Origin of the sequence: Paenibacillus sp. GYB004, from assembly GCF_036577605.1 — a bacterium.
GTDB classification, from domain to species: domain Bacteria; phylum Bacillota; class Bacilli; order Paenibacillales; family NBRC-103111; genus Paenibacillus_AB; species Paenibacillus_AB oceani.
The window spans coordinates 428134-453297 of record NZ_JARBDB010000047.1 but is presented as its reverse complement, the minus strand read 5'-3'; the positions used below and the strand labels follow the sequence as shown (position 1 = coordinate 453297).

The 25164-nt window shown below is 53.4% G+C and carries 20 protein-coding genes; 1 reads left to right on the top strand and 19 read right to left on the bottom strand.

The genetic code is table 11. The features are described from left to right. Positions 1–116 precede the first annotated feature (116 nt). The 10 genes from PV433_RS20615 to PV433_RS20570 form a co-directional block, all read right to left on the bottom strand. The gene (locus PV433_RS20615) at positions 117–1457 is read right to left on the bottom strand and encodes an extracellular solute-binding protein (RefSeq protein WP_332073936.1); all 1341 of its coding nucleotides are present in this window, start codon (positions 1455–1457) and stop codon (positions 117–119) included. Between the two features lie 132 nt (positions 1458–1589). Further along, complete coding sequence (locus tag PV433_RS20610) at positions 1590–2444, bottom strand: ABC transporter ATP-binding protein (RefSeq protein ID WP_332073935.1); 855 nt, start codon at positions 2442–2444, stop codon at positions 1590–1592. Between the two features lie 45 nt (positions 2445–2489). Next, positions 2490–4082 carry a dipeptide/oligopeptide/nickel ABC transporter permease/ATP-binding protein gene (locus tag PV433_RS20605; protein ID WP_332073934.1) on the bottom strand — a complete coding sequence of 531 codons (1593 nt, stop codon included), beginning with the start codon at positions 4080–4082 and terminating at the stop codon, positions 2490–2492. 53 nt (positions 4083–4135) lie between these two features. After that, entirely contained in the window at positions 4136–5098 is a 963-nt protein-coding gene (gene nikB / locus PV433_RS20600) for a nickel ABC transporter permease (protein WP_332073933.1), read from the bottom strand. Further along, positions 5095–6702, bottom strand: coding sequence for a nickel ABC transporter substrate-binding protein (gene nikA, locus PV433_RS20595; protein ID WP_332073932.1), 1608 nt, complete (start codon positions 6700–6702; stop codon positions 5095–5097). The genes nikB and nikA overlap by 4 nt, the downstream gene beginning before the upstream one ends. 17 nt (positions 6703–6719) lie before the next feature. Next, positions 6720–7424 carry a class I SAM-dependent methyltransferase gene (locus PV433_RS20590; RefSeq protein WP_332073931.1) on the bottom strand — a complete coding sequence of 235 codons (705 nt, stop codon included), beginning with the start codon at positions 7422–7424 and terminating at the stop codon, positions 6720–6722. A gap of 247 nt (positions 7425–7671) precedes the next feature. After that, on the bottom strand, positions 7672–9543 hold the full coding sequence (locus PV433_RS20585) for a leucine-rich repeat domain-containing protein (protein WP_332073930.1): 1872 nt from the start codon (positions 9541–9543) through the stop codon (positions 7672–7674). A gap of 333 nt (positions 9544–9876) precedes the next feature. Then, the gene (locus PV433_RS20580; RefSeq protein ID WP_190928615.1) at positions 9877–10086 is read right to left on the bottom strand and encodes a hypothetical protein; all 210 of its coding nucleotides are present in this window, start codon (positions 10084–10086) and stop codon (positions 9877–9879) included. A 96-nt stretch (positions 10087–10182) separates the two neighbouring features. After that, complete coding sequence (locus PV433_RS20575; RefSeq protein ID WP_332073929.1) at positions 10183–10599, bottom strand: VOC family protein; 417 nt, start codon at positions 10597–10599, stop codon at positions 10183–10185. A 209-nt stretch (positions 10600–10808) separates the two neighbouring features. Beyond that, positions 10809–11549 (bottom strand): MOSC domain-containing protein, encoded by a 741-nt coding sequence (locus PV433_RS20570; protein WP_332073928.1) that lies wholly within the window; start codon positions 11547–11549, stop codon positions 10809–10811. Between the two features lie 181 nt (positions 11550–11730). Between PV433_RS20570 and PV433_RS20565 the strand changes: the two genes are divergently transcribed. Continuing rightward, positions 11731–11952, top strand: a complete 222-nt coding sequence (locus tag PV433_RS20565) for a hypothetical protein (RefSeq protein ID WP_332073927.1) — start codon at positions 11731–11733, stop codon at positions 11950–11952. A gap of 64 nt (positions 11953–12016) precedes the next feature. Here PV433_RS20565 and PV433_RS20560 read toward each other — a convergent pair whose 3' ends face one another. The 9 genes from PV433_RS20560 to PV433_RS20520 form a co-directional block, all read right to left on the bottom strand. Continuing rightward, positions 12017–13534 (bottom strand): MDR family MFS transporter, encoded by a 1518-nt coding sequence (locus PV433_RS20560; RefSeq protein WP_442951552.1) that lies wholly within the window; start codon positions 13532–13534, stop codon positions 12017–12019. A 146-nt stretch (positions 13535–13680) separates the two neighbouring features. After that, on the bottom strand, positions 13681–14103 hold the full coding sequence (locus PV433_RS20555) for an NUDIX hydrolase (protein WP_332073925.1): 423 nt from the start codon (positions 14101–14103) through the stop codon (positions 13681–13683). Positions 14104–14223: 120 nt separating this feature from the next. Next, complete coding sequence (locus tag PV433_RS20550; RefSeq protein ID WP_332073924.1) at positions 14224–15957, bottom strand: ABC transporter ATP-binding protein; 1734 nt, start codon at positions 15955–15957, stop codon at positions 14224–14226. Then, complete coding sequence (locus tag PV433_RS20545) at positions 15950–17728, bottom strand: ABC transporter ATP-binding protein (protein ID WP_332073923.1); 1779 nt, start codon at positions 17726–17728, stop codon at positions 15950–15952. Before PV433_RS20545 ends, PV433_RS20550 begins: the two co-directional genes overlap by 8 nt. Before the next feature lie 60 nt (positions 17729–17788). Further along, positions 17789–18583, bottom strand: coding sequence for a class I SAM-dependent methyltransferase (locus PV433_RS20540; protein ID WP_332073922.1), 795 nt, complete (start codon positions 18581–18583; stop codon positions 17789–17791). Positions 18584–18767: 184 nt separating this feature from the next. Further along, positions 18768–20102: an ABC transporter substrate-binding protein gene (locus PV433_RS20535; RefSeq protein ID WP_332073921.1), complete on the bottom strand. Its 1335-nt coding sequence runs from the start codon at positions 20100–20102 to the stop codon at positions 18768–18770. A 365-nt stretch (positions 20103–20467) separates the two neighbouring features. Further along, entirely contained in the window at positions 20468–21961 is a 1494-nt protein-coding gene (locus PV433_RS20530) for a HEAT repeat domain-containing protein (protein ID WP_332073920.1), read from the bottom strand. A 658-nt stretch (positions 21962–22619) separates the two neighbouring features. Then, positions 22620–23885, bottom strand: a complete 1266-nt coding sequence (gene hflX / locus PV433_RS20525; RefSeq protein ID WP_332073919.1) for a GTPase HflX — start codon at positions 23883–23885, stop codon at positions 22620–22622. Between the two features lie 475 nt (positions 23886–24360). Next, positions 24361–25155: an AraC family transcriptional regulator gene (locus PV433_RS20520; protein WP_332073918.1), complete on the bottom strand. Its 795-nt coding sequence runs from the start codon at positions 25153–25155 to the stop codon at positions 24361–24363. Positions 25156–25164: the final 9 nt, after the last annotated feature.

Sequence of the window (25164 nt, the reverse complement as noted above, 5' to 3'; positions counted from 1 at the left end):
TTAGTGCGTTTTTCCATCAAACAAACGAAATAAAGGTGGTTTGTTCTTATTCCAACCAACTGGCGGGGATGTACCCTTTTGTCATCGGACTGGCAGCCGCCCCGTGCCGAAGTGCCTTAACCGCCGGAAGCGGTCCGCTCCGCCTCCTGCCGATCCAGCAGCTCCGCCAGCCGGACGCGCAGCTCCGCATCTCCGATCAAGCCGGAGTACAGCAGCGGCAGCAGCTCGCGCACCGCTTCGATTGTCTCGTGGCTCAGTCCGTATTGCCGATGGCTCCGGTAGGACGGAATAATTTCCCGGTACAAATGGTAACGCTCCGGCTTATGCACCTTTGGCTCCGATGCGCCGGCCGCGACTGCGGAGCCCGGGATGCTGAGCGTATTGCGGCGGATGACCGCCTGCGCCTCGGGAGACGACATAAACTCAACGAACGTGCGGGCCGCCTCCGGCACCGCCGTCTTGCGGTAGATGGACAGTCCGATCCACAGCAGCATGGTTCGCGGTTTCGTTACGTACGGCAATGGCGCAATATCGTACGGAATCTTGTCGCCCAAGCCGTTCAGCAAAAAGTAAGTCGTCATCAGCATCGACAGCTTGCCTTCGGCGAACAGAGACTGCATCGTCGAAACGTCAAGGAAACTCGGTACGACTCCGTCCGCTTTCATCAAGCCGCAGCAGTACGTCAGTGCGGCGGCAAGCTCCTCCGCCTCCGGCCGCCAGCCGGATGAATGCAGCGGATCGGAGGCAAGCTGCATCCAGATCGCCGGCCAGCGGTTGTTGCCGGCCAGGAAGCTGGCGGCGAACCCGTATCTTCCGCCTGGCTTCGTCAGCTGCGCGGCAGCCTCCAGCATCCGTTCCCACGTCCATCCGCTGTCCGGCTCCGGGAGCCCCGCCTCCCGGAAATGCTCCGGATTATAGGCGAGGATGACCGGTGAAAATACAAGCGGCAAGGCGTAGCTGACGCCGTCGACAAGCAGCTCCTCGCGCAGAAACGGATACGTGTCGTCCGCAAGGCGCACCGGCTCCAGCACGTTCAGCCGATTGCGCTCCCGGGCGTGCTGGTAGTAAATATGATTAGTCATCATGACGTCGAACCGGCCGGATGTCATCAGATCATCGATCGTATCCGAAGCATAGTTTTGCGAGATGGCGACCGGACGGATCTCGATATGCGGATGCTCCTGGTGAAACAAGGCAAGCAGCGAGGCCAGGTCGACGTCCCGGTACATCGTATCGTGAAACCCGAAATGAACCGTCTCCTTTTTGACGACCTTGCTGCCCACCCGGCGTATTTTGACCAGCAACCCTTCGGCCGCCAGCTGATCAAGTGCTTTGGCCACCGATTTGTAGCTCACTTCGAACTGCTCGGCAAGCCGTTCCTCCGATGGCAAGAAAGAACCGGGCGCATAAACGCCCGACTCGATATCGCGGCGCAGCGCGGCGATCATTTCGTTCATACGGTCTCTGAAAGTGCGTCGGCTCGGCTTTGAATTCATCGCTATTTCTGCTCCCTGCCTGATTGAATTGGATTTTGGATGTCACCAAAATCTTATCAATTCGCACCGTCCTTTTCAAGTCCTGCCTACTATCTACGGAATATGGACCAGGCATGGAGACGCTGCGCCCCTTAGTCCCGCTTCCACAATTCGCTTACGCCCCGAAGGATGACCCGGCAACCGGGCTTCCAGCAGCCGTCTCGATGCCGGATGGGACAAGGATTCGAGCGCCGTCAAGGAATCCAAACGCTCGACGATGTCTCCGTGATCCATTACGATCAGCCGATCCGCTAAATGACGGGCTGCCTTCATATCGTGCGTGATAAAGAGGTAGGACAGCCGATGTTCCGATCTTAGACGGCGAAGAAGCTCCAGAATTTGAGCCTGCAGCATCCGGTCGAGGCTGCTTACGGCTTCGTCAAGCACAATCAGCTTGGGACGGAGCGTCAGGGCGCGGGCAATGCACAGCCGCTGCTGCTGGCCCCCGCTTAATTGATGCGGCAGCTTGCCGGCCTCCGCGGCGCTCAGCCCTACGGCTTCCAATGCATCCAGACAGGCCCGCTCCAGCTCCCGCTTCGTGAAGCGCTCATAATTCAACAACGGTTCGGCTACGATTTGTCTAACGTTCATTCGAGGGTTCAGCGCATCGCCGCTGTTCTGGAAGACGGCCTGCAGGTCGCGGCGGAGCCGGTGTCTTTCCGCCGCTGAGGCGTTCAGCCAATCGGCGCCGCGGAACCGGATCGCCCCTTCGTCCGGTTGTTCGAGTCCGAGGATAAGCTTGCCGAGCGTACTTTTGCCCGATCCGCTTGCTCCGACGATCCCCAAGCACTCGCCGGCCTCCAGGCTGAACGATGCCGGATGCAGCGCCGCATAACGTTTGGCGCTCCCCAGTAAGCCGCGTTCCTTCACGTAGGATTTGCTCACACCTGCCAGCTCCAGCAATGACATTCCGGGCAACCTCCCTTCATACGAAATATCCGTCGCTTCGCCGCCTCACCCGATCTGCTTCTCAAGCAGCTGCTTCGTATAGGGATGCTGCGGATCGTTAAACAGCCGGAAAACCTCAGCCGTTTCGACGATACGCCCCTGACGCATGACAGCGACTTCGTCGGCCAGTTCGGCGATTACTCCCAGATCGTGGGTAATGATCACAAGAGCCGTTCCTTCCGAACGGCACAACTGCTCCAGTTCGGTTAATACATGGCGCTGACTGACCAGATCGAGCGCGGTTGTCGGTTCATCCGCAAAAAGCACATCCGGTCCCGCCGACAGGGCGATTGCAATCATGACCCGTTGGAGCATCCCTCCGCTTAACTGATACGGATACAGGTTCATCAGCTCGTCCGGACGGGGCAGACCGATCCGCTTCAAGCGGCCGACGGCTTGCTCCCGGGCGTCTTCGCGTCCGACAGATTCGCGGGCCCGAATCGTCTCTGTGAAATGATGGCCGATCGTTCGAATCGGATTAAACGAAGCCATCGGATTTTGCATAACCATAGATAACCGCGAACCGCGAAGCTGGCGGCGCTCTTCCGGGGAGAGCGCGAGCAATTCCCGACCGGCAAGCGAGATCCTTCCGCCCGCAACGGCGGCCCCCGGAGGCAATAGCCCCATACAAGCCATACAGGTCATCGATTTGCCGCTGCCGCTCTCCCCGACGATCCCCATAACCGTCCCGGCGCGGACATGCAGATCGACGCCGTCCACGATCCGGACCGGTCCGGCTGCCGCCGATAGATCGATGGCAAGGCGGCTTACCGAGAGGATCGGCTCCGGCAATTTGACATTCCGCATCATGACCGCTCCTTCGGATCGAAATAATCTCTTAACGTCTCCCCCAGCACGTTGCTGCAAATCACTACAAGCGTAACTGCTATGCCGGGAAGCCACATCAGTTCGGGATGCTGTCGCAGGTGCTGGCGGGCTTCGTTCATCATCATTCCCCCATTCTGCGTGGGGAGCTTGCACGCCGAGACCCAGGAAGGACAATCCGGTCACCTCGAGCAGGATCGTTCCGAACTCAAGCGTAGCCAGTACGAGCAGCTGCGACGATATGCCCGGAATCACATGCCGCCACAGGAGTCCCCATCGTCTCGTACCGGCAACCCGGGCTGACTGATAATAGAGCTGAAGCTTCACCTTCAGCACCATGCTGCGCACCATCTTCGCATAATAGACCCACTGGGAGAGCACCAGCGCGAGAATGAGATTCATCGTCCCGGGACCGAGAATCCCGAGCAGGGCGAAGGCGAGCACAAGAGTCGGAAACGCCAGGAGAATGTCGCAGATTCGCATAAATGCGGCGTCGAGCCACCCGCCTCGGAGAGCCGTTATCGTGCCTGCGAGAGCGCCGATCAGAATCGTTGACGATATGACCAGTAGCGAAATAAACAAGGAAGTGCGTATTCCCATAAGCAGCCGGGAGAACGTGCACCTTCCCAGATGGTCGGTTCCTAACGGGTATTGGGCGGAAAAGGAGGCAAATTTGTTTATCAGGTCGATCTGATTCGGATTGTTCGGCACGATCCACGGCGCCGCAGCCCCGGCAAGCACTAGAAGCGCCAAGATCATAGAGCATCCGATCACGACGGAAACCTGCTTTTTTCCCCGCCGTACATAACTAGGGGCAGCCGGCGCATTCAACTCCCGTTCCCCCCTTCCCCATTCATCAGCCGGGGGTCCAGCATCCGGCCGATCACATCCGCCGCCAGATTCGTCAGAACGAACACGGCGGCCATGAGCAGCACATAACATTGAATCACCGGATAATCCCGGCTCATAATCGATTCGATCAGAAACCGCCCCAGTCCGGGCCAGCTGAATATTTGCTCCACGATGACCGTTCCTCCCAGTAAATAACCAAAGCTGACGCCTACCGAAGTGATCAGCGGGAGCAAGGAATTCGGCAGGATATGGCGCAGGACGATCTCCCTCTCGCTTAGTCCGCGCACCCTCGCGTACAGGACGTAGGGTTCCTTCGCATTCTCCAGCATCGTGGAACGAAGCAGGCGGGAGAACAATGCGATATTCGCCGCCGATAACGTGACCGTAGGAAGCACGAGATGCTGCCAGCCGCCGCGGCCCTGGATCGGAAACCAGTCGAGCTTGACCGCGAACGCATACACGAGCAGGAAGGCCAGCCAATAACGCGGCATCGAGGAACCGACAAGCGATAACACGCGGCTCAACTGATCGATGGCCCTCCCCTTGTACATGGCGGCCCATACACCGAGCGGAATACTGACGAGCAGCGACAACAAGGTAGCCGAGCCCGCCAGCAGCAGCGTCGAAGGAAACTTCTCCCGGATGTCTGCCCACACCGGATTTTTGCCGACATAAGACGTTCCGAAATCGAAATGCACCGCTTTCCACAGCCAATCGGCATACTGAACCGGAAGCGGCCGGTCGGTACCGAGCTCCTGGCGCATGGAGGCGATCGCTTCATCGGTGGGCGGAATGTTGGATATCCGCAGAACGACCTCGGCCGGCTCCACAGGGACAAGACGGACGAGCACGAACGCCAGCAGAGAGATGCCAAGCAGGATGAACGGAAGGCCCAGAAGCCGGTTGCGAACGTATAGGAGAATCCGGCGTCCCGTCATGGAACGATGTCGAGCTGCTGGAACGGGAAATCGTACTTCGTCGCCCCAAACTTGAGACCGCTAAACTTCTTATGGGCGACTGCGATCACAGCATCGTAAGAAATCGGGTAAAACACGGCGCTCTCGTGAATGGCCGTCAGAAACTGGACATACAGCTGTTGGCGCTTCTTCTCGTCCGTGCTGTTCAGCACTTCTTTGCCCCATGCATCAATCCGGGGTTTCGCCGATACGTCCAGCAGCGCCTCATGAATACCGGTCTTGGCTTGCGTGCTTGTCGTTACGAAGTTATGAGGGTCGTTCGGCACGCCGTATGTATTCCACACATTCAGATGATAATCGCCGGACTTCAACCGCCCGTTGCCGACCATCAGCTCCTCACCTTTGACGAGAACCTGGATGCCGATCTTCGCGAGCTCGGCTTGAACGATCTCGGCCATCGGCTTCTGGATCGCATCCGTGCTGACGTAGACCAGGTCGAGCGAAAGCGGCTTGCCGTCTTTTTCGCGTACGGTTTTCCCCGCCGGAAGCTTCCAGCCGGCCTCCTCCAACAGCCGCACGGCTTTGTCCGGATCGTATTCGTACGGCTTGAGCCCGATGTCCGAATAGGGGAAGTTGCGCGCCATGACCCAATCGGCTTTTTTCTCCAGTCCCAGGGTGACACTGTTCACCATCTTCTCCTTATCGATGCCGTGCTGGATCGCTTGCCGAATCCGAATATCTGACGTAGGCGCCTTGACGCTGTTCAGCACGAAGGTGCGGGTGGTCAGCGGTTCGGAAGATCCTGTGATGTATTTCCCGGACTGTTTCAAGTATTTGAAGCTGTCTATACTGATCAGGCCGCTTCCTACGATCATATCCAGTTCGTTCTTCTCAAAGGCGGTTACGATCGTCTCCGGGTCCGGGATGATACGTACTTTCACCGAACCGAGCTTCGGCTTCGTTCCCCAATAATGGTCGTTGCGGCGAAATACCGCGTACTCGTCCTTCTTGTACTCGCTCAGAATCCACGGTCCGGTGCCGATCGGCTTGGCGATCGATTCCGAGGTTTTGCCGCTGTCCGGGAAACCGGCGTCCGCAAGAATCCGGAACGGCCGGACGAAGGCGAGTTCCTGCAGAAGCGGATAATAAGCCTGGTTGAGCGTCAGCCTGATCGTGTATTCATCAAGCTTCTCCGTCTTCTCCAGCACGGAGATGACTCCCATCCAGGAATGGCGCTCCTTGTTGGCCATAATGGCGTCGAAATTCCGCTTCACGTTGTCTGCCCCAAAGGAGGTGCCGTCGGAGAAAACGACGTCCCGGCGAAGATGAAAGGTATAGCTCAAGCCGTCCGGCGAAATGTCCCACTTCTCAGCCAGCCGCGGGACAATGCTGCCGCCTTCCGCATAGTCCACCAGCGGCTCGTATACCATAGCCTGTGCAAACATTTGGCTGGGAGCGTACAGATGCGGATTTAGCGGACCGACATCGACGTTCCAGGCTACTGTGACGGATTTTTCCGGGGATGGTTTCGTTTCGGAATCAGGATCGCCCGATGAGCAGCCTGCGAGCAAGAAGGCAAGCGTCAAGGGAAACAGCCATACATATTTTCTAATGAGAGCAAGCATGATATAAACTCCTTTCGCTACCGGTTACTTTGATCTTCGGCAGGAGCCGTGAAACGGAACATATAAGCCTGCTCATACTCGTACAGCATCCGGTCCGCATAACAGCCGAACCATCGTTCCTGATCGGATAGCGTGATGTAGCCGCGAGGCGGGATTCGGCGAATCTGGACTTGAAAACCTTCCCCAAGAAATGCGCCGGCGATATCGTCAAGCCGATGCTCGTTCATGGGCAAAGCACCGTTCCGGTTAATTTGCTCGCGAATGGACGGCAAGCTCGGATTCCCCGAGTAGTCGGTGTAGGTCGCATAATAAACGCCGCCCGGCTTGAGGGCCTGCTTGATTTTCCAGGCGTGCTCCTTCAGATCGGAGATCAGATAGATGACAGAAATGCTGACGGCTAAGTGAAACCGGTGTTGAAATTGCTCGGGCGTTGAGGTGGCTTCATAACGAACCGGCAAGCCGCCCTTTCTTGCATTGGCGATATCCACCGAACGACGGGCCAGATCGATGCCGACACCGCTCTTGAAAGGTTTCTGTCCGTACAGAAAGCGAAGGAAGCCTCCTTGATTGCAGCCGAAGTCGAGAATCTCGAAATCGCTCAGCTCGGACTCCTCCATATACCCTACCACTTTGCGCCAATGAGTCTGGTGCTCATCCTCCATGCGCTGCTCGCCGTCTTTCTGCTCGGTCCACCATACATCGTAAAGCTGATTTTCGCTCATGAGATTTACCTGCCTTTCGATTTGTAAGATGAATCGATTAAACGTAATTTTTACTATTAATACAACTGAAAAAGAATCAATGTGTGAAGCATAGCGATATTATAATCGTAATTATTACTACTATCAAGTAAAAATATATATCCTCTTCTCCCATATGCAATCGTTTCTGCAGCAAAAACAAACTCCCTATGCGACAGACCGTGTTACCTGTCTATCCTATAGGGAGCTGGACAACCGACCTTTTTTATCAATAAACTAAAATTCTCTTATCCAGAACAGACTTGTTTTGTACCGGATTTCCTGCCATATACAACTTTTGCAGTTTAGGCAATTTCACTAAAGGCTCCACATTGGAAATCGCGTTATTTTCCAAATGAAGCACCTCCATGTGCTGCCACTTGTTCATGAAATCCAGCGATTGCAGCGAGCTGTCCTGCATGGAAAATGAACGTAAGGCTGTCACATTTGCAAAATAAGGCATCACCTTATCCATTTCACTCACTCGTTCGTTGCCTATTTGAAACCACGTCTTGGTCAAAATTAAATGTTCGAGCGTATCATTTGAGAACGGATCTTGGCTGCGGAGCTGGAAACTGCAATCATTACAGGTCAACGTTTTGATATGCTGTAATTGGAATAACGCACTCGTTTCATCGTAAAAACTCATATCTTCTACATATAAGGATTGCAGACTGGGCAGACGATCCAGGGAACGGACATCTTCAAAACTTCCATCAATCAGTGAAAGCTGCTCCAGCTGCGGGTATTTCATGACATCTGCCCCATGTACATCTACGCTGCCAATGTTAACCTTTAAAGATTGCAAGGCAGGCGCCGTCAGCTTTTTCAAGATCGAACCGGATACTTCGGCTTTCTTTAAATTAGGCAGTGTGAATGAGGAGACCGCTCCATGATAACCCGTTATCGACAATTCCGTCAGAGAAGTTAAACTGTTCACAAATTCAACAGAACCTAATGGAGAGAGGTACGCTACTTGCAGCTTCGTCAAGGATAACTTATTTCTTAGGCGTTCTAAGCTCGCAAGATCGGCCCGATCGATCTCCAGCACTTGCAGGTTAGGCATGTTTTGGACAAAATCAATCGTTTTTAAATTTTTTACTGCCTCAAACCTCAACTCTTGTAATTGACTCAGTGAATACAAGGAACTAAAGTCGGTTGCATCACTATAATAGATGCCTAAGGACTCCAAGCCGGTTAAGGAAGACAACCATTTTATATCGTTGATCGTACGAAATGATAATGACTTTAGCTTCAGCTGATTCAGCAGATGGAAGTCCGTAACAGACTTATCGACATAGGAAATGTCAAGCGACTGCAAATTCGGAAACTCCAGCAGCAAAGCCAGTTCCGCGTTGTTCCGGATTTGTACGGAGAGTTCTACGATCTTGGCTTTATCGGCAAAATATTGGGCGAACACCCGGAACGATTCGTTAAAGCCGCCTTCATAGCTTTTTAAGCTTTGCATATGCCGAAAACTAATGTCCTGATTTTTGGAAATCTCATATTCCCCCATCAGATTTAACGCCGTTAGTCCGCTAAACGCCTCAAAGTCTTTTTGTTCGATTTTTTGCGTATTCAATATTTTGTCTGTAATCACATAGTTGATTTTTTCGGCTTGCTTATTCGTAAACGGATCGTCGAAGCTGTAAACGAAATGCCACTGATCTTCAGAATGGTCTGCGGACAAATAACGGATTCGCGCAATTTCTTCTTCCGTCGGCATCGCTGTGCCTTTGTTGAAAATATCTTTTAAAAAGAACAGGAGCACTTCGCTTTCCGGCATGGTTCGTACAGGCGGCGATTTGACAGTACCGCTGTCTTTAACTGGATTGCCGATCAAAAAGAAATATCCAACCATGGCACAAAGGAGCACGAGCGACACAAGACCTAGCTTTTTTGCACTATTCGCCGGTTTTGTTGCTACCGGAGCGGAAGCAGGAGGCGTTCCGTAATAATTATGAATCGTTTGGTCCACATAATAGACTTTATTCTCTTTTAATAATAGTTCTGTCTCACAAAAAGGACATTTGAACGTTTGCCCTTTTTTATTTTCAATTTTCCCGTTACAATTTGGACAGATTAGTTTGATAAACTCCACTTCGGCACCCCTCTAAAATTCTTAACTATATAAGATGAACTAATAGTAGGAAGACAAATTCTATCATCTATTACGGATAAACCAAAAAAATTCCCCAAAAAAATCGTATTAATTTCCAATTAAGCTTAGTTGCCTGAAAACTAAATGTCAACTTTTTCATTATACTTCAAACGGATGGAAAACGTCCCGCACCGATCGTATGCAGAGAAGCCCCATCAACTTCGAAATGCAAAAAAGCCCGCTCCATCCAGAAACGGACTTCCGATCTGCTACCCATACCCTTTGTCTTTCAACTTCATCTCGGCGAAATGGATATACGCTCGCGCTCGGCGTTTAATGACCGATCCGATGCGACGCTTCCTCGAAACCAGCATAGATTTCCAGGACAATCAGCCCAAGAGTACAGAGAAGAAGTCCATACCCCGTCCATCTTAAAATGCCGCTGTTCTTATCTTTCCGATTCGTCCGGGATGCGGCGATGAGCAGCACGCCCGCGATCAGAAGCAGCCCCCATACGATTCCCGAATACACATATGCGCCCACTATGAACTCCTTTCGATCTCCCCGTATGCGAAAAGCCTCCCGCTTGAGGAGGCCCGTCTTCGCTTTCATACCCAACAAGCTCGTTCTGCCGCGGATTTAAGCTTGGCCGCCTCCGCTCATATCCATATACATCAGTTCCCACAGATGGCCGTTAATATCCTGGAAGCTCCATCCGTACATGAAACCTTGATCTATAGGTTCGTTGGATACTGTACCGCCGGCTGCAAGCGCACGGTTTACGATCTCATTCACTTGCTCTTTGCTGTCCGCGGACAGAGCCACGATAACTTCCGTCGTTTTCGTTGCATCCGCGATCTCTTTTTTAGTGAAATTTTTGAAAAACTCTTCGACCAGCAGCATCACGAAGATATGGTCGCTGACGATCATACATGCCGCATTCTCGTCCGTATATTCCGGATTAAACTCAAATCCGACTTTTGTAAAAAACTCGATCGTTTGGTTCAAATCTTTAACCGGTAAATTAACAAAAATTTGATTCGCTCTAACTGCCATGCGATCACCTCATCGATAATTTGTCGTGCCGGCTTTATTACGGGCTATCAGGCTGAGCCGCTTTGCCGACCTCATTCGGTTCCTTGAGCCGCAGCGGTTTTCCCTTCCCGCTACAGGTTACGTTTTAAATATACCTATTAAGGAATATTCCTGTCAAGGAATAATTGATCATAACTTTCCAATCTTTTTAATTGGCCATCCGATCAAATCTATCCCTGCCGCTCCACATACACACGGTCCCCCACGCCTACGTCGCCGACCGCCGTTACCGAAGCATATACGCCGAAGATCAGATTCATCTGTTCGTTGACTTGCTTCAGAATGTTCACATCCCGCTCGTAGGTATCCGGATCTAACGTAATAACGGAGCATCGCTCGCACGGCTCTTCGATCTGGAGCCGGCAGCCGCCTATGGAAAGTTCCTTTCCGATCCAACCAGTCTCGTCCTCTGCCGAATCCTCCCGCAAGGAAACGATGAAATTGGCGCGAAACCGGCGCGGATCGATCTCCCGGCCCATCAGACGCTGCAGCTTCCGCAAAGACCGGTCGGTAATCAGAAGAATCGCCCCCGTATCCACGGCCAGCAGATCGACGCTGTCCGCCCGATGCCGGATCATCGTTATCGTCCGGTTCGACAGGCCATCGATCTCGCTTAACAACTGCTCGTCCCACCCGAATGATCGTCCATCCGGAGACGCGATACTCAGCTGCGGGAACTCTCCCTCGGCGCTTTGTTCGAGAAAAGTCGGCCTGTAGCCAAGCAGCCGGGGGATTTGTCTGGCGGTGATATAACGCTCCCAGCCCTGCTTCGCAGGATCGACGAAAGCATGGCTCCTGTCCCCGTACAAGCCGTAAGCCGCTACAGCGGTCCGGGTTAAAGGCTCTCCCGCCATCGATTTTACCGGATATCTCGTAATATGCGTGACCTCGCCAACCCATCGTTTTTGCACCGTTGATCGCTCATTTCTATATGGTGTAATAACCGCTTTTCAAGTTATTATCAACGATTCAGCCAAGATTAACAAACGGGGTCTCGGTTTCGAATCTTTTTCGGTTTCTACCTCTATTAGTCCATCCCTATTACAGTGGCGGCGCATAGGATATAGAAAAACTAGAACAGAGGGGTACACTATGAAAAATAAAGCGAAATTCGTCACGATCCATAAAAATATGCTGGGCTGGTACAACGAGCTGGAAGATGAGCTTGATGTTCAGGCAGCCAATTTTCCGCCTGCCGTCTTGTCCCTGATCCGCCAGCTCGGCGACTATGAAATCGACTATATCGACAATAAGAAAATGACGTTAGTGTCCAAGCCGAAAATGGTCCCAAAACCGGGCAAACCTAAAAAATAGATAGAAACCGAGCTTTCGATATTCAGAGCGCCTCTCAACCGCCAACAGTCCGCTGCTTCGGCGACTAGTTAGCCGTTGCCCGGCTGCCTTCCAGCTCCCCTTCCGGCGGAACCGACCGTTTGAGCATAAACGATACCGCCCATGCGACCGCGACCAGAGCAAAGGCGAGCAGAAAGGCGCTTTTCATTCCCGCCATCATGGCAAGAATTTGCATCTCCCTATCGTCCGCAGAGCCGCCGAGCTGTTCCAAATAACGTTTGGAGCCGTTCGTCATAATCGTGACGAGCAGCGCGGTCCCTACGGCTCCAGCCACTTGCTGGAGCGTGCTTATGATGGCGGTTCCGTGAGGATACAGCCTGGAAGGAAGTTCATTCAAGGCATTGGTCATAACCGGCATCATCAGCATCGAGATCCCGAGCATCAGCAACGTATTAAAGATCATGATCGTGAAATACGGTGTGGACACCGACAGAAACGCGAACTGCCATAACGAAGCGGCGATTAACCCAAGCCCGACTACAGCCAGCCACTTGGCGCCAAACTTGTCGAACAGCCTTCCCGTGACCGGCGACATGATCCCCATCACGACTCCGCCCGGCAGCATGATTAGCCCGGCTTCAAGCGGACTGTAGCTCAAGGCGTTCTGCAAGTAGATCGGCAGAAGCATCATCGCCGAGAACATCGCCATCATGACGATAATCATGATCAGCGTCGACATCCGGAATACGTTGTACTTAAACGTTCTAAGATCGAGCAGCGGCTGCGTCAGCGTCAACTGTCTCCATGTAAATAACACCAGCGACACGACTCCGATTCCGATCGGCACGTATACCTTGCTGCTGGTCCATCCGCCGTGGCCTTCTCCTGCGCTGCTGAACCCGTACACCAGCCCTCCGAACCCGAGCGTCGACAGCAGAAGCGACAATAGGTCGATTTTCGGATTCGTCGTCTCCGTCACGTTGCGCAGCTTCACGTAAGCGAAGGCGATGACGAACAGAGCGACAGGAAGCACGCTGTAAAAGAGCAGCCGCCAGCTGAAATGCTCGACGATGATGCCGGACAAAGTCGGTCCGATTGCAGGAGCGAACGTAATCACGATCCCGATCATCCCCATGGCCGAGCCTCTTTTCTCGATAGGGACTGTAGCGAATACGACGTTGGTCAGCAAAGGGAACAACAGCCCCGTCCCCGCCGCCTGCAAGATTCTCCCGGCCAAAAGCGCTTCAAATCCGGGAGCGACCGCAGCGACGAACGTCCCCGCCGTAAACAGCCCCATAGCGGTCAGAAACAAGCTCCTTGTCGTAAACCTCTGAATCAAATACGCCGTCACCGGGATCAGCACACCGATCACCAGCAAATATCCGGTCGTCAGCCATTGGGCCTTACTGGGCAGAACGCCGATATCAGCCATAATTTTGGACAAGGCCACATTAAGCAGCGTCTCGTTCAAAATGGCGACAAACACGCCCAGAATCATAACCAGAACTACGATAAAATTACTTCTGCTGCCAAAGGTTCCTTCTCTATCTTTTTTAGTTCCTTGACTCTCCACCGTCTGGCTCCTCTCCGGTCTTGTCTCCATCTAAAACCATAAGCAATAAGCCGTAAACCATAAGCCATAAGCGAACTTATGCTCCTATCGCTTTCCTATTGTAGCATGGTGATTGCGCCGGGCTTTCTTACGGATTGCTGTCTTTTTGGGAGGTTGGAAACAGACTTGGATACAACTTACAGCGAATCGATTTCTTTTACAAACGGGGTTGTTTCGATCTTCTTAATCTCGTCCGGTTCGAACCAACGAGCCCCTAACGAATCTTGACCATCTCCGCCAATCTTAATCGTACCAGGATCGGCATTCGTACTTACATCGTACAAGATTCCGATATGGTGCATATGCTCCAATTCTTCATCTCGATAAGGGTAAATAATCGTAGACGATACGGCCGAACGGATGCGCCCCACGATATGTCCGATCCCGGTTTCCTCCAGAAATTCCCGTTGTAGTGCAGCGTAAGGCTCTTCACCAAACTCAATCGAACCGCCCGGCAAATCCCATTTCCCCTTGTGCGGCCCTCTGGATTTCTTGATGAGCAGCACTTTATTATCGTTTGTTAAAATCCCGTAAACGCCCAAATGTGTATATCGGTTCATTGTAAACCCACCTTTCTGCAAAAGTGATCACCCGGCTCAACATACAAAAGCGTACCTGTTCCAGCATCGAACCGGGTACGCTTTCGCGCAACCTTCAAGCCTTGTCTGCTTCTTTGATTGTTACCCGGCCACGAGCCCCTCCCCCTCCTGCTCCTTCCAAACAAGTTCGCGGTATAGCCGCCCGTCCTGCATTAACTGGTCGTGCGACCCGCTTTCTGCCAGCTTCCCTTTATCGAGCACCACAATCAGGTCCGCATTGCGGATCGTCGACAGTCTGTGCGCGATGATGATCGTCGTCTGCCCCTCGCGGATGATATCCAACTGCTCCTGGATGCGCCGTTCCGTCTCCAGATCGAGCGCCGAGGTCGATTCGTCAAGGATGAGAATATCCGGGTTGCGCAGCAGCGCTCTCGCCAAAGCGAGCCTCTGCCTTTGCCCGCCGGAGAGCGTAATGCCTCTTTCCCCAATCACCGTGTTGTAGCCCTGAGGAGTATTCATAATGAAATCATGAATTTGCATCGCCTCGCACACCTCGATCATGGTCCGATCCGACACTTGTTCCAATCCCAGCAGCAGATTCGTCCGGATCGTATCCGGGAAAAAGTAAGGGTCTTGAAGCACGACGGCCACCCGATTCATCCAGTCGCCGCGGGACCATTCCGGCAGCGGTCGGCCGTTTACCGCAAGTACACCGTCCGTAGGTTCCAGAAACCGGAGCAATAAGCCCGCTAGGGTCGATTTGCCGCCGCCGCTTGTGCCGACCAGAGCAACCTTCCGTCCCAGCGGGATGTCCAGACTGATTCCGGCCAATACGGCATTCCGTCCGGTGTCATACGCAAACGATACCTGCTCGAACCTCAGTTCCGAGAGCGGTGCTTGCAGCGGGTCACCTAACGTGTGCAGACGATCCCCACCCAGATAGCGGCGCAACCTCTCTACCGAGGACACCTTGCCGGACAACCCCAGCGTGAATTGATACAATCCATGAAAGGAATCCATAAATCGGTTGGCAAACTGGTACGTGATCACGAACATCCCCAGAGACAGCCGGCCGTCGATGACGAGAAGTCCGCCGGCCAGAAGCACGATCCACGTCGTTCCCCATCGCAGAGGGTCGCTGATCAACTGCTGCCGGTTGACCAGCTTGCCTTCCCGTATGACGTCACGGTAATAAGCTCCGAACAGTTTTTTGTAGATGGCGGATTCCCACGACTGCCGGTGGAAGGCGATGACTTCACGAGTTGACGATATGCTCTCCTCCATATGTACAAGCAGCGCAGATTTGGTGCAGTTGATTTCGGCAGCGGCCTGCTTGCGTTCGGAGGCAAACCTTTTTCCAAGAAGTACGTAAATCACGCTGAATGCTGCCAAAACTGCAAACAAGATCAGGTTTGCCTTGGCAATCACATAGGATAGAAACAACACGGTGGTCAAGTGCTGAAACAATCTCGGCAAATCGCCTCCAGTCATGCCGGCCACATTTTGCAAATCAGTTGTGAAATGATACACGTAGTGCCCGGTTCTTTCTTTTTGCAAATCAAGCGCCGGGATCTGGTGGAGCCGATCCATCAGACTACCCGACAGCGAATGGCGAACCCGGGCAACGGTGTGATGGATCGCATGCGGCCCGAACGTAAATAAAAGCGAATAAGCAATATAAGCCGCAGCGATTTGCAGCAAGGTCGGCCAGAACAACTCCGTCCGTCCCGCCATCAGCACATCGTCAATGATCGTTTGCTGCAGTCCGATCTGCATCAGATACGATAACGACTCAGCCGTCATCAATACAACGGATAGCAGGAGCAGCCACTTGGCTTTGCCCGCCAGCCTGGCCAGCCAGATAAGATTAGACACCGGCCTCCTCCTTTCTCGGCGCTTCGCCTTCGGCCAGTTGCTTAAAAGCACCTCCGGCCGCTATCAGCTCCTCATAAGTACCGAATTCGATCACCCGGCCGTCTTCCATCATAGCGATTGCATCGAAGTCGCTAATGGTCGTCAGCCGGTGAGCGACGGCGATCACCGTTCGGCCCGCCAACAGACGATCCAATGCCGATTTCACTTCGCGTTCGCTGGTATTATCCAGGGCGGAGGTAGCTTCATCCAGCAAAACGACGGCAGGATTTTTGATAAACATGCGAGCGATGGAGATGCGCTGCTTTTGTCCGCCCGACAGACGCACTCCGCGTTCCCCGACAAGCGTATCGTAGCCGTCCGGCAGCTCGGTAATGAAATCATGGGCGTAAGCGGCTTTGGCAGCAAGCTCAACCTCTTCATCTGTTGCATCCGGTTGGCCGAAACGGATATTTTCTTTGACCGAGGATCCAAATAAATAGGTGTCCTGGAACACATAACCTAGAGCATGTCCAAGCGAGTCGGGCGACAATTCGCGGACAAGTATGCCGTCTATGCGAACGGAGCCGCTGTCCGGGTCGTAAAATCTGCCGATCAGCTTGAGGGCGGTTGATTTGCCGCAGCCGCTTTGTCCGACCAATGCTACCCGCTGCCCGGGCCGTACGACCAAGTCCATCTCTTTCAAAACGGGCCTTCCGTAATCGTAGCTGAACGAAACCCTTTCGAACCGGATCTCTCCTTGAATACTGTCCCGACTTACAGGCTCCGCCGGCGGTTCGACGAGCGGCTTGCGCCGGATGAATTGATACAGCTTCTCCGCTTGATACATAAGTACTTTCTGTTCCGTAACGCTGGTCACGACAGCGGTCAGCCGGTGCATCGCGGCGAAATAATACAGCAGAAAAGATACGAATCCCCCAACCGTTAACAAATCATTCTGTATCAAATGATATCCATATATAAAGACGGCAATGGCACCCGCGTAATAAGTCAGTCTCCGGTTCGTCCCCCGCAAATAAGCGTACCAATACGTGCGAATCATGCTCCGGTTGTGAGTCGTCACCTTTTCGTTATACCGGTTCATATCCCATCCGTGCGCGCTAAACGCCCGCAGCTCCATCGCAGCGGAGACACTTTCGTACGCCTTCTGGTTTTCTTCGATCCGGTTTTGCGACATTTCCTTGCCGCTGACGGAAGCTTTGCGCTCAAGCATCGGACCGAATACATAGTATAGCAAAAAGCAGGGGATCACGATCAGCGTCAGCCCGATGTGCGTGGATGCCATAATCGCGATCGACAGGACCGAGAACAAAAAACTGCCGATCATCGCAGGGAAGTGCTGCCGGTACAAGTTCTGAACGGCGGCGACTTCCGTATGGACCAGTGACAACGTTTGGCCCGACGGCGTACGTTCAAAGTAAGCAAATCCGAGCCGCCGCAGATGCCCGAGTATGGCAACCTGCAAATCGCGTGCCGCTCTCTCCTGTAACATGCGGCGGAGCAGATTCTGAACCATTCCCGCTGCGATCATGATTGCGATAATGCCGGCCAGCCAAGCCATCGCCGAATAGTACCCGCTCCGGTCCCGGGACGGAAGCGTAACATCGATAAAAGTACGGATAAATTGCGGAATGGCAAGCTCGGCCGCCGATACGACGGCAGCTGACGTTATTAATAAAACTAACAAGAACAGATACGGCTTGAGAAAGGATACGCACCAGACGTACACCGCCCACAAAGATTTGTCCGAATCCGCCGATACCGGCTTAGTCAAGCGTGTCCCCCCTTTTCTCCGATGTTATATTACGCCAGCCGCACAACAGCTGGCGAAACCTCATCCCTGCTTGCGGAACCGGAATATCGCCGCCGGGGGGATCTCATACCAGTCGAACCTTTCGCCCGCTTTGTCGTCCGGCTCGAAGCTCGGTTCCTCGAAGCCGTCCAGCACAAAGCTAGAGCGCATAAACAGGTTCATATACGCCGACAGCGGGCGATGGAACAAATAATGCGGTACCGGCTGACCGCGAATCCCGATGCTTTCGCACGGCTCCGGAGTCAAATATTTGCTGATCTGAATGCTGTTTCTCGTGGCAACAACACCGTTTATTTCTTCCGTCTCATGAATTTTCCTCATACCGGGAGGCTGGAAGCAAGGGTGCGGAATCGAAAAGACGAATACGCCGCCGGGCTTCAACATAACCTGCAGCGCTTTCGGAATAGCCGATATATCCGCGATGTCATGCAGCGCCATATTTGCCACTGCACTGTCATATTGCTGCGTCCCCAGCTCCAATAAGGATTCGGCGCTCGTCGCATCCGCCACCCGGTAATCGATTCGTCCGGCATAGTCCGAGGACCTCGCCAGCGCCCTCTGAACCATGACCGGACTGTAGTCGAAAGCGACAACTTTGGCGCCCAGATCCGCCAGCCGTCTGGAGAAATTCCCGTTGCCGCAGGCCAGATCGAGAACGGCATGTCCTACTTTGACCTCCAGGAGCTCCTCCGTTTTCGGCCTGACGATCTCCCGGTGAAACCGGTTGCTGGCCGCTCCCATATAATCGTCCCAAAATGGCGCCACCTCATCCCACCTTGCCCGCGAATCACCCGTCAACGATTTCCATTCACTCATCGTTCGGTAAGCCCCCTTCCTTATCCGGATAGTTATTCTGGACTACTTCCATGATTTCCTTCCCCTGCCGAAGGATCAATCGGTTAAAACAAAAAAGGCCGCACGCGGCAGCCTTCCTCGCATTCCTTATATGCTCCCGCCCTGTCTGGAGCAGGAGGGTGCATTCGTTCCTGAAAGACCCGCTCTATTTTTTCTTCTGCAATTCTTCCGCGATCACCTTTTCCATTTTCTCGTCCGCTTCGCGAAGAACCGTATTCACGTCTTTCCCTGCGTAGAGCAGCTCTGTGAACGCGGTGATCGGGATGCCGGCTGCGCTGCCGACCGGCACGAACCCGAACGGTTTCAGCACCGCTACTTTCAGCTTCGTAAACGCAACGACGTTTTTGGAGGCAAGCTCCGGCGTCGCTTTACCGAACTGGGCATTAATTTTCGGATCTTTCAAGACGGATGACTGCAGATTGCGCGTCATCTCGGTTTGCACTTCATCCGACAAAATGACGGATATGATTTGCATCGCCGCATCCTTGACCTTGCTTGTGCTCGTAATCGACATCATCGGAGAATCCACCCGCTGGCCGACGCCAGGCGCGACTTTATTGGTCGGATAGGTGACCACATCCCAGTTCAGATCCTTCATCGACAGCAGATCCGGCAATTGGCCCGAATACCCGGAGAACATCGCAATTTGTCCGGTCTTGAAGCCGTTAACGGTATTCATTTCTTTCGGCATGATCTCGGCTCCGGGATATTTGTATAGACTGTACCACAGCTCGAACAAGTTTTTCCATGCATCAGTCTGGAACACCGATTTATTGTTTTGCAGATCGACGAACGGCACGCTTGCCTGATATGCCCCCCGGTACACGTTATCCGGGAACAGGCCGTAATACTGAACTCCGTTTTCGCTGCGGGTCAACTTGACCGAGATTTCGCGTACTTCATCCCAGGTCATGCCGTCCTTCGGATACGATACGCCGAACCGGTCGAATAAATCTTTATTGAAAAACAACGCGAACGTATTGTTGTTCATCGGCAACCCCGTATAAAAATTCGAACCGTTCACGATTTTGATCGATTCCAAATATTCCGGGCTGATCCGGTTCAAGTCCAGCTTATGGGTTTTGATCAATTCATCCATGTTGTAGCTGATGCCGAGCTGCGTCAGATCCGTCAAGTTGTACGGATAATTGATCACCATGTCGGGAACGGCATTCGTCGAGACCAGCTCGGGCAAGCTCAGCCCTTTGTCGGCCACATTGATTCTCTCGATTGTGATATGCGGATATTTCGCTTTTACCGGTTCGATAAAATACCGTTTTAAATCGTTGTCGTTGACGATCCCGGCGTGGACGGCGATTTTCACGGTAACCGGCTGGTTATTAACCGTTGCCGGAGGCGGCGAAGTGTCCGGCGTTTGACCGGGAGCCGGCTCCGCTGGACCGGCCGCCTTTCCGCAAGCGCTTACAATTAACGTGAGGGATAAAAGTCCGATGGATGAAATCACTCTTGATTTCCGCATATGGAACACCCCATTTTTAATTTTTCCGGACTTGCAACGTTATCCGTCCTATCTATCCATACTTGTAAACGCATACAAGGTTGAAAGAAACTCGGCACATGCTGTTGTTAGTCAGAAGAGGTATCGCATCTGCGGGTATGATCGATCGAAATCCGTAGGTATAGGTTTCATCTGCAGCTAGGAAGCCGTAGGGCTGGAGGATGGGAGGATAGGGCGAACGATTGCCCCCAGGGAGGCATATCATCCGTTCTGTTCGTAGGGAGCCGGCCCCCGGCAAGGCCAATTTGCCCAATAACCGTCGTACTTGCCGGGGGTCGAGCCGCACCTGTTTTCTTATACGATGGACCCGCTTCCGTTCCTGTACATTAAAACGTAGAAACTTTAGTTGTGGACGGACACCATCTGGCGGTTTGCAAATAGGATAACAAAATGTCCAACGCTTCGTCTGTTCGTATTCGCTGAAGCGCAGTAGCGGCGATAGCCGAAACGTAACGCGCCCCTTTGTCGGCTTTGGATGCCGCCAGCATCGGAGCGGGACCTTCATCCCCGTCGTGAAGCGCCTGCTTCAGCGCGCCGACTGCGGAGGCGGCCGCAGGACCGATCCGCGCGAGCGCCAGGCCGGCCGAGAAGCGGACGTACATCGACGAGTCCTGCAGAGCGCCGCCAAGAGCGGGAACGACCTGTTCCGCCGGCTCCTGGATCATGCCGAGCGCTTCCACGACATGTTGGCGGATAAAATCCGATTCCTCCTGCAGCAAGCCGATTAATGCGGGTACGGCGCCGGAAGCGGGAGGACCGATCTCGCCGAGTGCAAAAGCGATCTGCCCGATCACGTCCCGGTTCCCGTACGAATCGCCCAGCGCTTCAGTTAGTGCGGGAATCGCCTCGGGTCCCACAGCCGCCAGGCCGTGTGCGCAAAGCCGGGGAATCGAAAACGTCAGCGGATTGACCACATCGGGATCAGTATGCTTCAATCCGCGTATAAGCGCCGGGACCGCTTCCGCTCCGATCGCCGCCAAGCCGTAAGCCGCGTTCAAAGCCTCATTCTCGTCTTCTCCGTATAACCGGCTTTCCAGCCCGGCGATATCGCTATGGCGCGCTGCCCCCGTACGCTCGGCAGGATCGGCCGGCCGGTCCGCCCAAGCCGGGGACCCGGACATCCATTTCCACACATGGTTCCACAATAAGGTGTTGTCCGGAACGGGCATCATTCCCTCAGGCGTCTTCCACTCCTCCCTGAGGTTGTTCCACTCCGCTCGCTTCGGCGCCTCCAGGCGGAAAAATAAAAATTTCAGCATATACCGGTCGTTCGCCGACGTGTTGGCTGTAGCCCGGTGCCATATATCGTAATTGATCAGTACGAACGACCCCGCCTTGCCGACGACCGGCAAGTTGATTTCCGAGGCGACGTTCATTTTATAACGGTTTTGCGAGCCCGGTACGATGCCGGTAGGCCCCATATCGTCCGTAACGTCCTGCGGATAATAAAAAATCATCGCTGACCACGGAAGATGATTGCGGGTCTTCTCGTTCCCCCAATAGTTGTCCTTGTGCCATCCCCCGTCGCTCGTTCCCGGCCGGTTGAAATGCCCGTGCCGGTGAGCGTGCATCGTATAGCTAGGCCCAAGTAGGCTGGTTAATGCCCCTTTAACGGTAGGATGATCGAAAAACTTCTGAATTTCCGGAATGCGGGGGACGAGATTGTTGCCGGGATTGCCTTCGTTCTCGTACACTTCGCTCATTTTCTTCAGCACGGCCTGGTGAAACTGTTCGGTGAAATCAGTCTGAAGCTGCACAAATCCATGGGTGATAAACTGAGCCACCTGCTCATCGTTCAACAAATATTTAGCATCGATCAAGTCGAAATCCTCCCCTGTACTCATCGATATGTGCTTCTAAATACGTTAGTAACGACCACTCGCGGTGTGATCCCCTGTGTGCTTGTTCCTGCACGGCATTCGCGCATGCGCTTCCATCTTAAGCCTCCGGTTTCTCCACAACCTCCATGTACATAATCTATATTATATATAATATACTAAATAGGTGACGGTCGTCAATCGGAACTTCAATTGCTTGTCCATGCTTTCTTGGGGGATCTCCGGATGTGTAGAACAACCAAGCGGCTTGATGACCGCCCTCAGTCGTGTTATCCACCCGCACGACTAAAATGCGGCCCGTAAACGTCTTTGTTTGCGAGCAGGTAGTGCTTCCCTTCGCCAAAACCTTTTGGGCGTGCAGGGTACTCTATGTAATAAGAGCCTTTGGCACACCTTTGGCACCCTTTATTTTCGGCATTGTCCTCCTGGTTAATTAAGGGGTGCTGCTAAGCGCGAAACGTGGCCAATACCGGAACAGCATGTCCGGATTTCGGTAAGCAGAAAATAACCGGAACAGCATTTCCCGGATTCCGGTAAGTTGACAAAAAACCGGGACATGACGTCCCGGCATCTCGGTAAGCTGAATAACCCGGAACATAACGTCCCGGGTTTTCGGTAAGAGGTTGCATTCAGCCTGAAATCAGCTGCCTTCCTCTTCCACAATATAGGCTTGATACTTCTCGTAATCCGCACGCCTGCACTCCATCGTCAACTTCGTCCCGTTCTCCTCGTAGCTTGTAGCCGTCACATTCGCATTATCGTTAAAGTACGCGATGAGGCGGCCTTGATCGAACGGAATCAGCATTTCGCACCGGACGTAGTCGCCGAAGATGCTGCTGCGGATGCGCTGCATCAGTTCATCCAGCCCGGTCTTATGCTTCGCGGACATGTACACCCGATCCGGCTCGTTGGCCGGCCACTCCCCGCCCGTCAATTCAGCCTTGTTGTAAGCATATATAACGGGAATATGACCGGCGCCCAGCTCCTCCACCGTCTCCCGCGTAACCTCGATCAGCTTCTCGTGCTCCGGGTTGGAGTAATCGACAACGTGAATCAGCAGATCGGCTTCGGATACTTCCTCCAGCGTCGAGCGGAACGCTTTGATCAGATGATGCGGCAGTTTCCTTACGAAACCTACCGTATCGGTGAGCAGAAACGCTTTGTTGTCCGGCAAAGTAATATTACGCACCGACGTTTCGAGCGTGGCGAACAGCATGTCTTTGGCCAAAACCTGCTTGCCGCTTTCCGGATTGTAAGTCTCGAGGATCGCATTCATCAGGCTCGACTTGCCGGCGTTCGTGTATCCGACGAGACTGACTACGGGAATCCGGTTTTTTTGCCGCTGCTTCCGCTGTACTTGTCGCTGGGCGACCAGCCCTTCCAGCTCTTTTTGCAGGGCGGATATTTTGGCTTCGATTCTGCGGCGGTCCAGCTCCAGCTTCGTTTCGCCAGCCCCTCTGTTCTTCATCCCGACACCGCCGCCTTGCCGCCCGAGCGATTCCCGCAGTCCGATCAGACGCGGCAGCATATATTGCAGCTGGGCCACATCGACTTGCAGCTGGGCTTCTCTCGTCTGGGCCCGATCGGCAAATATATCGAGAATCAGGATGGTGCGGTCGATCACCTTGCAGTCCAGATCTTTCTCCAGATTGCGGATTTGCGAAGGAGACAGCTCGTCGTTAAATATTGCGATCGAGGCATCGCGCTGTTCCAGCAGCTCCTTCACTTCCTTGACTTTGCCTGTTCCGATGTAATGCGAGATATGAATTTTGCTTGCATTCTGCGTCAATTCCCCGACTACGTCAACATCGCAGGCCGCCGCCAAATTTTTAAGCTCTTCCATCGAATCCGTAAAATCGGACTGGTCGTTTAAATTAACTCCAACTATTATCGCTTTTTGTTCCATATATTCATCGCCCTTTCATTCTCGGTTTTTGAAAATACAAAAAAACACAGACGACGCGGCCGTTGCCTGTGTTACCGGTATAGAGGACGTAAGGATACATTCGCAAGGCGAAACGCCTAGATTTCGAATAGCCGGGTCTATCGTCACACGGAAAGAAAGAAAACAGAACTTCTGCCGCCTCGGGACACACTCCTCCCGTCTTGCAGCACAATTTCCCTTCTTGTCGTATGAGCTTATGTGGACAGACCTATCCCGAGTCCTCTGCCCGCAGGCAGACCTTTGGCACCTTCCATTAGCCGCGCCAAATTCTTGCTACTCGGATAAAATCCACCACACGAAACCCTCCGTTCCTGAACATACCCCTTATTCTAACCTTAACGCTCCGTTCATGCAACCGAGTATTTTTATCTAACCATATTCTCCGGAAACAGCGAGCCTCAAACCTCGTCAGGAATTTTCTTAAAAGCGCCGCCAGCTAGATCCGGTAATTTCTTCTGAAGGACGAGGGGGTTATTCCGATCTTCGCGCTGAATACGCGGCTTAAGTACGAGCCGTTCTCGAATCCGCACCGGTACGCGATCGCATCCAGCGTCTCATCCGTCTCCAGCAGCCGCCTCTTCACTTCGTCGAGGCGGAGCTTCGTTATGTAATCGACAGGCGTCGTGCCATAGGCCGCATGAAAACGCCGGGTTAATTGGGACTGCCCGATGCCCAGCTTCCCGGCAATCTGCTTCAGACTGATCTCTTCGAACAGATGCCGGTGGATATACCCCGCGGCCAGCTGCATGATCGGGTCGCTCGAATCTTTGCCCTTGAGGGCAAGCTCCCTGTCCATCTCGCACAAAAACAGCAGGTCGATCAGCAACGGGATCGCCCTGTTTCTAGCGGAGGTCATCGTGCTGAAAATCTTTTGCATGCCGCGCAAATAAGAATAAGTCGATAGTAAACGGTCGGTGTCGCGGATTCCAAATTTGCCTACAGGGAGCTGATCGTACAACTCCCGCTCGGGCATCACCCAATGAAAATAGATGACATGAAACGTAATTTCCTCGAGCGCTTTGCGCTTAAACAGCGTGTCCGGCGGACATAACAACAAGTCCCCAAAGGCTGCCCGGCCCGTCTCCTCCCGAATCTCGTATTCGAAGGATCCGGTTTCGATCCCTAGCAGCGTGTACGTTTGGTTCGTGCTCTCCGGGTACATGAAGCTCGGTCGCGGTCCCGTATAAACGCAGTTCTCCACCTCGATGCTCCCGTTCCATAATGTCATCATGCGCGATTC

What these genes read in the sequence shown, in the direction of transcription:
- PV433_RS20615 (WP_332073936.1), bottom strand. Translation starts at nt 1,457, where the DNA reads ATGAACGAAATGATCGCCGCGCTGCGCCGCGATATCGAGTCGGGCGTT.
- PV433_RS20610 (WP_332073935.1), bottom strand. Translation starts at nt 2,444, where the DNA reads ATGTCATTGCTGGAGCTGGCAGGTGTGAGCAAATCCTACGTGAAGGAA.
- nikB (WP_332073933.1), bottom strand. Translation starts at nt 5,098, where the DNA reads ATGACGGGACGCCGGATTCTCCTATACGTTCGCAACCGGCTTCTGGGC.
- nikA (WP_332073932.1), bottom strand. Translation starts at nt 6,702, where the DNA reads ATGCTTGCTCTCATTAGAAAATATGTATGGCTGTTTCCCTTGACGCTT.
- PV433_RS20590 (WP_332073931.1), bottom strand. Translation starts at nt 7,424, where the DNA reads ATGAGCGAAAATCAGCTTTACGATGTATGGTGGACCGAGCAGAAAGAC.
- PV433_RS20575 (WP_332073929.1), bottom strand. Translation starts at nt 10,599, where the DNA reads ATGGCAGTTAGAGCGAATCAAATTTTTGTTAATTTACCGGTTAAAGAT.
- PV433_RS20565 (WP_332073927.1), top strand. Translation starts at nt 11,731, where the DNA reads ATGAAAAATAAAGCGAAATTCGTCACGATCCATAAAAATATGCTGGGC.
- PV433_RS20560 (WP_442951552.1), bottom strand. Translation starts at nt 13,534, where the DNA reads ATGGAGACAAGACCGGAGAGGAGCCAGACGGTGGAGAGTCAAGGAACT.
- PV433_RS20555 (WP_332073925.1), bottom strand. Translation starts at nt 14,103, where the DNA reads ATGAACCGATATACACATTTGGGCGTTTACGGGATTTTAACAAACGAT.
- PV433_RS20540 (WP_332073922.1), bottom strand. Translation starts at nt 18,583, where the DNA reads ATGAGTGAATGGAAATCGTTGACGGGTGATTCGCGGGCAAGGTGGGAT.
- PV433_RS20535 (WP_332073921.1), bottom strand. Translation starts at nt 20,102, where the DNA reads ATGCGGAAATCAAGAGTGATTTCATCCATCGGACTTTTATCCCTCACG.
- hflX (WP_332073919.1), bottom strand. Translation starts at nt 23,885, where the DNA reads ATGGAACAAAAAGCGATAATAGTTGGAGTTAATTTAAACGACCAGTCC.
- PV433_RS20520 (WP_332073918.1), bottom strand. Translation starts at nt 25,155, where the DNA reads ATGATGACATTATGGAACGGGAGCATCGAGGTGGAGAACTGCGTTTAT.